The sequence below is a fragment of the Streptomyces atratus genome (genome assembly GCF_040655115.1).
GTDB classification, from domain to species: domain Bacteria; phylum Actinomycetota; class Actinomycetes; order Streptomycetales; family Streptomycetaceae; genus Streptomyces; species Streptomyces atratus_D.
Genome location: NZ_JBFAJH010000059.1, coordinates 29,450 through 40,111, shown reverse-complemented (window position 1 = coordinate 40,111; position 10,662 = coordinate 29,450). Strand labels below are relative to the sequence as shown.

The 10,662-nt window shown below is 69.8% G+C and carries 9 protein-coding genes; 7 read left to right on the top strand and 2 right to left on the bottom strand.

Features of this window, described 5'->3' with window-relative positions; translation table 11 throughout:
* Positions 1-756: 756 nt before the first annotated feature.
* Positions 757-981 (bottom strand): transposase domain-containing protein, encoded by a 225-nt coding sequence (locus tag AB0I23_RS35805; protein WP_359116118.1) that lies wholly within the window; start codon positions 979-981, stop codon positions 757-759.
* A gap of 260 nt (positions 982-1,241) precedes the next feature.
* Here AB0I23_RS35805 and AB0I23_RS35800 point away from each other — a divergent pair, with 260 nt between their 5' ends.
* The 3 genes from AB0I23_RS35800 (at position 1,242) to AB0I23_RS35790 (ending at position 4,214) form a co-directional block, all read left to right on the top strand.
* Positions 1,242-1,433, top strand: coding sequence for a hypothetical protein (locus AB0I23_RS35800; RefSeq protein WP_359116115.1), 192 nt, complete (start codon positions 1,242-1,244; stop codon positions 1,431-1,433).
* A 1,043-nt stretch (positions 1,434-2,476) separates the two neighbouring features.
* On the top strand, positions 2,477-3,055 hold the full coding sequence (locus AB0I23_RS35795) for a hypothetical protein (RefSeq protein ID WP_359116112.1): 579 nt from the start codon (positions 2,477-2,479) through the stop codon (positions 3,053-3,055).
* Positions 3,056-3,839: 784 nt separating this feature from the next.
* On the top strand, positions 3,840-4,214 hold the full coding sequence (locus tag AB0I23_RS35790; protein ID WP_359116110.1) for a hypothetical protein: 375 nt from the start codon (positions 3,840-3,842) through the stop codon (positions 4,212-4,214).
* A gap of 843 nt (positions 4,215-5,057) precedes the next feature.
* On the opposite strand, the gene AB0I23_RS35785 is transcribed toward AB0I23_RS35790, so the two are convergent.
* Positions 5,058-5,213, bottom strand: a complete 156-nt coding sequence (locus AB0I23_RS35785; protein ID WP_167747313.1) for a hypothetical protein — start codon at positions 5,211-5,213, stop codon at positions 5,058-5,060.
* A 346-nt stretch (positions 5,214-5,559) separates the two neighbouring features.
* Here AB0I23_RS35785 and AB0I23_RS35780 point away from each other — a divergent pair, with 346 nt between their 5' ends.
* From AB0I23_RS35780 to AB0I23_RS35765, 4 genes are all read left to right on the top strand, one after another.
* Positions 5,560-6,618 (top strand): NAD(+)/NADH kinase, encoded by a 1,059-nt coding sequence (locus AB0I23_RS35780; RefSeq protein WP_359116107.1) that lies wholly within the window; start codon positions 5,560-5,562, stop codon positions 6,616-6,618.
* 166 nt (positions 6,619-6,784) lie between these two features.
* On the top strand, positions 6,785-8,629 hold the full coding sequence (locus tag AB0I23_RS35775; protein WP_359116105.1) for a glycoside hydrolase family 15 protein: 1,845 nt from the start codon (positions 6,785-6,787) through the stop codon (positions 8,627-8,629).
* Positions 8,630-8,852: 223 nt separating this feature from the next.
* A complete protein-coding gene (locus AB0I23_RS35770) occupies positions 8,853-9,569 on the top strand; it encodes a MerR family transcriptional regulator (RefSeq protein WP_359116104.1) in 717 nt (238 codons plus the stop codon).
* A 498-nt stretch (positions 9,570-10,067) separates the two neighbouring features.
* Positions 10,068-10,553, top strand: coding sequence for a lamin tail domain-containing protein (locus tag AB0I23_RS35765; RefSeq protein WP_359116103.1), 486 nt, complete (start codon positions 10,068-10,070; stop codon positions 10,551-10,553).
* Positions 10,554-10,662: the final 109 nt, after the last annotated feature.

Below are 10,662 nucleotides of genomic sequence, written 5' to 3'. Positions count from 1 at the left end.
CATGCCCAGCGAGATCTTCTTGGTCTTGGTCATGCGGGCGAACTTCTTGGGCATTGCGGCGATCTGCATTCGGTAATTCCACTTCCGTCGGGGGGTGATGCCAAGAATTGTTAATCGAGAGGAAATCCCGGGTCAATACCCACCCTTTACTACCCGGATTCGTACCGGGTGCCGGAAATAATCGAGAAAAGTGCCGTCAAGGCTGCGGAACAGGTCCCTGCGGCTCCACTACTTGACTTCGGAGTGACGCCCGTCACGTGGTCCACTCCACACGGCAAATGCCGCGAATCGGCACAAGAGTGGTGCGGGTCACGTGGTCTGCGTCATATTGAGGACGCCGTATTCGCTCGCTGTAATGCTGAATAAACGCACTGTATTGGTGGCGGGTTATCGGCGTGAATCGGCAGGGAATCCCGGCCGATGGCCGGTGCGCGGCCGATCCGGTGGCGGCGCATGACGGCGGCACACGGTGGGTGTCGCCCCTGGACGACAGGGCTGATCCGGCGTCGCGTGGTCGTGTGAATGGGCCGCGGCCCGGAGGCCCGCGAGGCCGGGCGGGAGTGGGCGGGGCGGTATCGGTGCGCCGGCAGGGCCCGGGGGGTTCACAGCTGCTGGGCGGACACATCGTTGTGGCGAACGTGGGCACGATGGGGTGAGCGGTGTGACGAGCTGCGGGTATGCCCGGCAGGGGTGTGCGTAGCGTTCTCGGTGCGGTCCGGGACGCCGGGTGTGGTGTCAGCCGTCGGGGCCCCCGTGTCACCGGAGAGAGGGTTCGGGGTCGCCTCCGGCCACACCCGTATGGCCAGGTCGTAGGGATTCCGCCCGCCCGGGACGGACCGCATACGGGATGGACGACTCCCGGGCGAACAGACACAGAGCCAAGACGAAGTACACGAGCAGCCGCGTCGGCAGGAGGTGTCGCCGCCGCTCGGCTCGGCCGTGCTTGGCTGTCGCCGCGTCGACCAGCTCGTCGGTGAACACCTTTCGTCAGAACCCCGATCCGCACTCGCCGGCCCGCTCCCCGCCCCGTCACACGCGGGGCAACGGTCTCCGCAGCAAGCAACTGCATTGGCCACCGCACCGTTCCTGGGCGGTGAGCAGGAGTGAGTCCCGGCTCACCGGCACGCCCCGAACGGTCTTGGGCGCACTGGTCCTCCGCTTTCGCGTCCCGGTCGGCGACGTACGAGGAGGTGCTACGCGTACTGACCGGCGCCATCCCGGGTAGCGGGGCACTTGCTCGGGTGAACCGCGTCGTTGTGCCGAGCGCGGGCCCGGCTCGGGAGGACGTGCTGGAGACCGTGTTCCGGCAGGTGGCGGGGCCGCTCGCCACACCGGGCACGCCTGGAGCGTGGTGGCGCGGGCTGCGGCTCCTGGCCCTGGACGGCACCCAGGCCTCGCCTGCCCGCCGGCCGGCTCCACCGGTGGCGGCCTGATCGTCGCCGGCCGCGGCCCATGGTCCGTCGAGTTCGCGTACACCTTCACCACGACCGGTGCGAACCTGCTGGTCAGGCTCCAGTCCAACCACCTCGGCACGCCCTGGAGGAACTTCCGGACGGCTCGTATCTGTCGATGATGCGACCGGGCAAGGAGGTCCGGCTCCGAGCAGCGCGGGAAGGCCGGATCCTGCCCCGGCACACGATCTACCGCGTCATCACCTTCGCGAAGGACGACAGGGTTGTTTCTGCCGGGGGTCTTTGAGGGCCAGGAGGGCGGGTTGTTCGGGAGCCACTCACTGGATCGGTGAGATGGGGGGCCACCGGGGCTTGGGGCGATGACATGCCGCTGATGGAGTAATCGACGGCTTGGGTGAGTTCCGCGGCGCAGCCGGGCTCCGGCAGAAAAGCGGTGACCGTGGCGGCGAACTGCTCTGGAGCATCGTGATGCACGACGTGAGCGCGCCCCTGGCCGTCGGCGGGCCGGCCGTGGGCCGTCCAGGAGCAGGCCGCATCCGGTCGCACACTCCCTGGGCGTGGGGGACTCCCTCGAACCGGCCGTAGTGCCTGCGGCCGGGCCGCCGGAGGTCCTCGATCCGGGCTGGGCCGGTGCCGGCCCCGAAACCGGTCTGCGGCCAGGCGTTCGCCCCGCCCCCGGTAGCCGGCCACGAAAGCGCCGCTCACCGGCGGAGCAACAGGGGGTGTGACCGGCCGCTGCGGCGGTCGAGGTGGTGGGGTGGGGGCCGATGACGGCTGTTCAGGGCGGCGGGGCGCGGATTTCGGTCTGCTGGAACCGGGCGGCGTGCTGCCGACAGGGTGAGCGGGCGTCATCAAGTCGCCCAGAAGGCCTAACCGCATTCCAAATAGGCATACTTTCATACTTTTTGACGGTGTGTCATGTGCTGATCTGCGTGCGGTGCGGGCCGTGCGTACACCCGGTCGGCCCTCTGACGGCACATCCGAAATGACAGCTAAAGGCGCCATAAGTACGTTCATCTCAGGCCGGTTGCCCGGTCGACCCTCAGAGACAAGGGAGAAGTGACATGAAGACGCGTACTGTCGCCGTGACCGCTGCCGCAGTGGGCGCCGCGGTCATCGCCACCACCGGCATTACCTATGCCTCGGCCGCCGGATCCACCCAGGCTGCCCCGTCCGTCCAGCAGGCCGCCCCTGCGGCTCAGCAGGCCGTTCCTGACGCGGCTCCGCTGGGCGGCGAGGGCGGTGGGAAGGGGAACGAGGGAGGTGAACGCGGGGGTTACGAAGGCGGCAACCGTGGCGGCAACGAGCGCCGTGGTCACCGTGAGGAGGGCCGGATCTTCATCAACGAGCGGTCGTACTCCGCCCGTGGTGAGGACGGCTGCATCACCGTGGTGAGCGGTCTGGGCGCCCGGAGCTTCAACGTCCGTAACGACAGCCGCAGGACCGTTGAGTTCTTCCGTGGGGCGACCTGCGACAACGGTTCCCCGGTCGCGACGGTCGGTCCCTGGAGCACCAGCAACAACATCTTCACCCGTCACCACATCCGCGGTGGCGTGAAGGTCCGCAACGGTGTCGTGGGCAGCTTCCGGGTGGTCCGGGACCACTTCGACCGCTTCGACCGCGACGACCGCGACAGGTACTAACAGCATCCTGCGCATCACACGGAAACCCCGGCCCGTCGGAATCGGGCCGGGGTTTCCGGCACAGGAGGCCCAGTGGGTCGTGCTGTTCCTGCCGGCCTTGCTCCGGTCACCATGGTCCGGGCCATGGTGACCGGCCGGCTCGCGCAAGCGCCACTGGACCGACCCGCCACGCACGGCCGGGTGCCGGGGGTGAGGACGCGCTGTTGGACACGTCGCGGTGGCGTGGAAGTACAACCAGTCACGGCGGACGGGACAACGAGGCCGCCCACGGGGGAGAAGGCCCTCGAGTACCCGCTCGCGGACGATGTGGCCGCCGGCCACCGCTTCGCCGGACCTCCTGTCACCGGCACCGGGCCGTGCGCCCGCCTCGGCCTTCCCCGCACCCGGCACCGCCGTCACCGGCGACGAGTCCCGGCCGCAGGACGGCCGTGCCCTGTCCGCCGGCCGGGCCGGGCGTACCGCGGCTGACGCTGCGCTACGAACGCGCCGTGACTGCCGGCGCCGGCCTCCAGGAGAAGCTGCGCACCGCCTGCACCGCCCGCGTACCCGGGCGGCGCTGCCGTCCGCACCGGGCGAGCTGCGACGGTGCGCGATTGCCGGCCGCTTTGACTCGTGGGCGCCCAGTCACCCCGGCCGAGCGCCGGACCTGCTGAGGCCAGGGGCTTTTCAGTTGGCGGATCCGATTCTGGAAGGAAGCGGTGGGGGCTTGAGTACGTGTACTCAAGCCCCCACCGAAGTGCCGCGCAAAGGTGAGGGCATGACGAAGAAATGACCCGCCCGCCGGGTGAAGGGCACACTTGTGTCCGCGGTGGCCGCCGTCGCCTGCTACGAGATCTGGGCGTGCCTGCGGCAATGGGCCCAGGAGGTGAGCGCGGCCGATCCGGACACGATGTTCGCCGGGTCCTTCGAGCTCCTGCTGGCGGGGTTCACGGGCGTGGTGTCGATGCCGGTGCTGCTGTGGGCCCGGATGCGGGCCCTCGGGGAGCGGCGCAACCACCTGTTCGTGACCGTCGGCGCAGTGGCATGGCCCTTCCTCGGCGGACACATCGTCGAGGACTACGTCAGCGACGCGGGCACCGCCGTGTACCTGGCCCTGCTCACGGGGCTTTGCGGTCTGTCCGCCCTGGCCGCAGCACCAAAGAGGCAACAGGTGGGTTGAGCCCGGGCTGAAGAAGTTCCGTTCCGTGGCACAACCTGTTCCCCGGCCGCGTCTTCCCAGTCGCCCTCGCCGTGCCCCACCCCTGACCGGAGCACCGCAGACGTCCCGCGCTTTTTGCGGCGGAGCCCCGGTTTCCCAGCCGCGAGCCGCGAGCCGCGAGCCGCTTGCCGGTGCAGGACTCAGGCCTTGGGGACGGTGGCTGCGCGCGATGTGGTGCCCGCCCGACATTCGTCCTTGTCCTTGGAAATGAAGTTCAGGACGCGCATCCTGGAAGATCCGTCCGCACTGCCGGCTCGCGCGCAGAAGCTCCTGTGCCGTACCGGCCGACGCGAGAGTCCGGTTCGATTCGGGCTGCCGGCAGAGCTGTGGCGGGTGCGCGATCGCGCGGGCCGGCTCGTTTTGGCCCCGTCCTTTTTCTTCGGAGGGAATCCCCGCCTTCAGGGCAGGGGCGGCTTGGAGGTGCCCGCCGTGCGCGACCGACCGTTCGGGGGAGCTGACCGGTCGGGCCTGATCCCGGAGGCGGGCCGGGCCTGTCGCACCGGCTAAACAAGTGGACCCGCCGTGGCACCTGTTGAGGACGTGTCCGCCCTCAACACTTCGTAGGCATCGGGGGGAGGAGCACACGGACGGACTCGATCGACCGGCCGGGGAGTGGGACGCGGCGACCCGTGCGGCCGGTGAACGGTGCGTCAGGTGCTCAAACACGCGCGGCCGGACCAGCAGGCGTACGCCGCGGCCATCCGGGCGGCCCGGACACCTGCACCCCGTCGCCGGACGCCTGGCTCCGACTCCGGTCAACCGTGAACGGCCACGTCCGACGACGTTGTCCCGGACGTCGCCACTTCAGCTTTCGTCGTCCTCCGCCCGGCGCTCGCCCTCAGCCTGGGACGGCTGGGTGCGTGTGGTGGCCGGATGCCGCTGCTCAGCCGGATTCATGTCCTCCTCCAGCCTCTCGCCCTCGGCCTGCGACGGAGTCGGGTACTCGTCGGTCGGGCGCATGGTTGCCTCCACAGTCGGAACACACGCATACAAAATGAGCGTAACGCCACGATGTGCGGCCGCTGCGCATACCGTTCGGTGCGGTCCGCGGAGTGCGTGAGGACTCCGGCACCGGGAGGGCAGGAAGAGGTCTTCCCGGACCGTTGGAAAGGACCGGGCGCCGGCTCCTCGGCAACCCGGGGCCGGTGCTGCGGCAGCCGGCGCTGCGACCACGCCGGACCGGCCCATGATCACGTCTCCTGCCGGCCGGCGCAGGAAAAGGGGCGCTACCGGCCGGTGCGGTGAGCCCGCGGGAAGAACTGCTGCGATCTGCGCGGCTTGCCGGGGCGGTCTACGGTGAGAAGTGATGCCTCTGAATCGGCTGGGTCTGGTTGTCCACGAAGGCCGGCCCGCCGCCGTCGCGGCGGCGCGCACTGCCCGCCTGTGGTGTGCCGCGCGCGGCATCGCCTGCACCGATATCGACGTCTGGCGGCAGGGGGAACCGCGGCACGGAGGCCAGGAGGAGGCCGAGGCGGCGGGCCATCCCTCTTTGATCATCACGTTCGGCGGTGACGGTACGTTTCTGCGCGGGGCACGGATCGCCGCCAAGGACGGGGCCGCGGTGCTGGGCGTGAACGTGGGCCGGGTCGGCTTCCTGACCGAGATCACCACCGACCAGGTGGAGGACGCTCTGGACATGCTCCACCGGGATCAGACGGTGATCGAGGAGCGGATGGTGCTCACGCTGCGCGCGTCGCGCCCGCTTCGCACGCCCGTCGGCCTGGACACGGTGCTGTGTTACGGGCGCGGCCCCGCGCTGCCTGCACCGGCCGTGCGCCCCACCGGGGCGCAGGCGGTCAACTGGGGTGTCGCCCTGGACGTCACCGCCGTCAATGACGTGGTCCTGGAAAAGCTCGCCCGGGACCGGCAGGCGAGCGTGGCCGTGTACCTGGCCGGGCAGCTGCTCGCCTCCTACTCGGCCGACGCGGTGATCGTGGCAACCCCCACCGGCTCGACCGCCTACAACTTCGCCGCGGGAGGGCCGGTTCTGGACCCTGCCGCCGACGCCATCGTCTTCACCCCGGTCGCTCCGCACATGGCCTTCGGCCGCACCGTGATAGCCGCCGCCGACGAGGCGGTCGTGGTACGCGTCCTGCCGCATTCCGGCCAGGTGGCCGTGAGCATCGACGGGCAGACGCGCGGAGTGCTGGAACCGGGGGACTGGGTTGCGGTCTACCGGGCGCCGTACCGGCTGCGCCTGGCCCGTCTGGCGCCGCTGGAGTTCTACCACCGGCTGCGCGAGCGCTTCCAGCTGGCCGACGCCCCGGCGGCCGCCATCGACCGGACCCCGCTCTTCCACCGGCCCGACACCCCGCCACCCGACGACCTGGCCCACCTGCGCGGGCCCACGCCGCCTGCCGCATGAGCGCACGGCCGGCGAACCCGCCGCCACGGTCACTGCACGGCACACGGCGGTGATGCGACCGAAGGAACAGAACCAGATCCAACTGTGTAGCGATTTAGACTGTTATCAGGGTTGTTTTCGGCTTCGGCTTCACGGCGGTGGCGTCGCGGTGGCAGGGAGGCCTGGCATGGTGTTCGAGAGTGCCCGATGCGGTGGATACGGGCCGGGGGCGGGCCCGTCACGCTATCTGCCGATCGCCGACCACGGCCTGATCGGCGACCTTCGTACCGTCGCGCTCGTGGGCACCAGCGGCACGATCGACTGGTACTGCTGCCCGCGATTCGACGCGCCCAGCGTGTTCGGCTCCATCCTGGACGCGGACCGGGGCGGATCGTTCGAGCTGGCCGCAGACGTGCCCGCACGGACTCGACAGTTCTACTTTCCCGACACCAATGTGCTGATCACACGGTTCTTCGCCACGGACGGGGTGGGCGAGATCCAGGACTTCATGCCCATCGGTGACGAATCGGGCGAGGCTCACCGGCACCGGCTGATCAGGCGCCTGCTCTGCGTCCGGGGCTCGCTTCCGTTCAGCGCGCGGGTGGCTCCCCGCTTCGGATACGGGACCGAGCCGCACAGCGCACGCCTGCAGGGCGACCGGGTGCACTTCGAATCCGAGAACCTGTCCCTGGCGCTGACGGCCACCGTGCCGCTCGAATGCGACGGCACGGATGCCTGGTCACATTTCAAGTTGCTGGAAGGCGAGTCCGCGGTCTTCGCCCTCGACCGGGTCGGGGCAGAGGTCGCTTTGCGCGGATGTGCCCGGCATGAGGCGGAGGAGCAGTTCCAGGCCACGGTCCGCTTCTGGCGGCGCTGGCTGGGCGCCTCGCGCTACCACGGACGGTGGCGGGAAATGGTGCACCGCTCCGCGCTGACCCTGAAGCTGCTCGTCTACGCGCCGACCGGAGCGATCGTGGCTGCGCCGACGACGAGCCTGCCCGAAGAGATCGGATGCGAGCGCAACTGGGACTACCGGTACACGTGGGTCAGGGACGCCGCCTTCTGCGTCTACGCCATGCTCAGACTGGGCTTCACATCGGAGGCCGAGGCGTTCATGGGCTTTCTGTCCTCCTGCATCATGTGCGAGGACGCTGACGCCGGGCCGCTGCAGATCATGTACGGCATCGACGGGCGCCGCGAGCTTCCCGAGCGCGAACTTCCGTATTTCGAAGGGTACTTGGGGTCGTCCCCGGTGCGGGTGGGAAACAGTGCCGCGACCCAGATGCAGCTGGACATCTACGGAGCGCTCATCGACTCCGTCTACCTGTACGACAAGTGGGGGCAGCCCATCAGCAGCCACCGCTGGGACGAGGTCGGTGCCGTGGTGGACTGGGTCTGCGACCACTGGGACCAGCCGGACGAAGGCATCTGGGAGACCCGCGGGGGACGACGGGACTTCCTGTACTCGCGCCTGATGTGCTGGGTGGCGATCGAGCGGGCCATGCGCATGGCGACCCGGCGCGGCCTGCCTGCCGATCTTGTCCGGTGGGGGCAGAGCCGTGACGCGATCTACCGGCAGATCATGAAACGCGGCTGGTCGGCCGAAGCCGGCGCCTTCGTCCAACAACTGGACGGCGACGTCCTGGACGCCTCCGCGCTGATGATGCCCCTGGTCAAGTTCGTCTCCCCGGTCGACCCGAAGTGGCTCGCGACACTGGACGCCCTTGGCAAGAACCTGGTCGCCGACTCGCTCGTCTACCGCTACGACACGGGAGCCAGCCCGGACGGCCTCCCGGGCACGGAGGGCACTTTCTCGATCTGCTCCTTCTGGTACATCGAAGCCCTCACCCGGGCCGGCCGCCTGGAGGAGGCCCGCCTGGCCTTCGAGAAAATGCTCACCTACTCCAACCATCTCGGCCTGTACGCAGAGGAAATCGGACCGACGGGAGAGCAACTCGGCAACTTCCCGCAGGCCTTCACCCACCTGTCCCTCATCAGCGCCGCCTTCAACCTCGACCGCGCCCTGGGCTGAATCCGCCGGCCGCCCGGGGCGCCTGAACACGCCGTTTGACGCCGCCCGGCCTGCGGCCGCCGCGGGCCTTGAGCCCACCGCAGCCACGGTCGCGAGATGCGCCGCAACGCCCAGACGCCATGGATCCTGGGCGCTGGGCCTGAAGCTGCCGCTGCGGCGGCTTCCACCGTCCTTCACCGGGCCGGAGAGACCGGCCCGGTGAAGGACTCGTGAGGGGGCGGCGATGGACTGGCCGGTCGCGGAGGTTGCCCGGATGCCGGGTGTGACGGCCCGGACACTGCGGCACTACGACGAGATCGGCCTGCTGCCACCCGCCCGGATCGGCACCAACGGCCACCGCCACTACGAGACACACCAGATGTTGCGGCTGCAACAGATCCTCGTACTGCGGGCGTGGGGACCGGGACTGTCCGAGACCGGCCGGATCCTGGCCGCGCAGGCCGACGAACTGGAGGCCCTGCGCAGCCATCGCCGTCGGCTGCTCGCCGAGCGGGACCGGCTCGACGTCCTGGCCGGCACCGTCTCCCGCACGATCTCCGAACTGGAGCAGTCCAGAAAGCACGGCAGACCCATGACCGGCATCAACCGACCGGAGAACCTGTTCGAGGGCGTCGAGCCCGCCCAGTACGGAGAGAGCCTGCGTGATTTCCCGGAGCCGGCCGAGAGAGTCGGGCAGCGCACCTCGACGATGAGCCGGGCCGAGATCGAGGCCGGACACCGCGAGCGCACCGCGCAGATGATCCGGCTGGCCGAGCTGCCGGCCGCCGGCACGCCCGCCGGCGCCGGCCCGGTGCAGGCCGAGATCGATGCCCGGTACCGGGCACTGGCCGAGCTGCGAGCAGTCTCCGCCGCGCAGGACCGCGCGATCGGGCGGTCCTGCGTGGAGAACGAGCAGTGGCGCGCGGCGTACGAGGCGATCGCACCGGGCCCGGCCCAGTAGCAGCGGGACGCCATCGAGGCATACGCCACCACCCGGCCGAGCCGGCACCGTCCGCCGCCACGGGAACGAGCACCCGCCGGCGGCCCCTGCCGGCAGGGGCCGGCCTCGAGTCCCGCACTTCACGGGCGGGTGTTCGGCCTCGCTATGCGTGTCTGAATTGTGCGGTCTTGTGGCTGTTACCGATGGGGGTGCTGCTGGACGGGTGGCTCGCGGGTGGTGCGGCGGGGTGTGTGGGGGAGCCGGAAGGGGGTTGCTCCCGGTTGTGGGGCGGGTGCGTGCATCGGGCAGTCGATGTCAGGGTCACGTCCGGGCGGGGGTGTGTGATCAATGCAATCGCTGGTTACGGAAATGTCCGCATTAAGTAACACGAACCGGTGTTGCGGTTTGGGGTGGGGTGGTTGCCCCAAGCTATGGGTTCTCGGCCTGAGGGGCCGGGACCCGTACTGCGCAGCATGGCTCTTGACCGGGCCGTGGGCGCTCTTGCTTGAGGGGATATCAATGTCTGCTTCTCGTACGGTCCGCCGTATTGCCGCGACCGCTGTGGCGGCCGGTTCCGTTGTCGCGGTGGTGGCGATGCCGGCGTCCGCCGACAGCGGCCACGGCCACGGGTACGGCCGCCACCAGTCGTACTCCACGGTTGTGCTCGGTGACATCCAGTACGGCAGCCACAGCCGGTACGGCGGCTACGACCGCTCGAACCGGTCGCTGAACCGGGAGTGGGTGGAGGTCACCAACACCGGCCGCCGCGCGGTCGATCTGGACGGCTGGACGCTCTCGGACCGCGACGGCAACCGTTACCGCTTCGACGACCTGCGCCTGCCCGGCCGTTCCACGGTCCGGGTCCACACCGGGCGCGGCCATGACACCCGCCGGGATGTCTACCAGGACAGCCGGAACTACATCTGGAACAGGCACGACAAGGCCACCCTGCGCGACGACGACGGCCGCACCGTGGACACCCAGTCCTTGGGCTACCGCCGCTGACCAAGGGCGTACCTTCCGCCCCCGGGGTGCAACCCTTGTGAACCGGCGTGCCACCACCCACCCAGGGGGCTTCCCGCGGCCACCGCGGACCGGATCCGGACCGTGGACG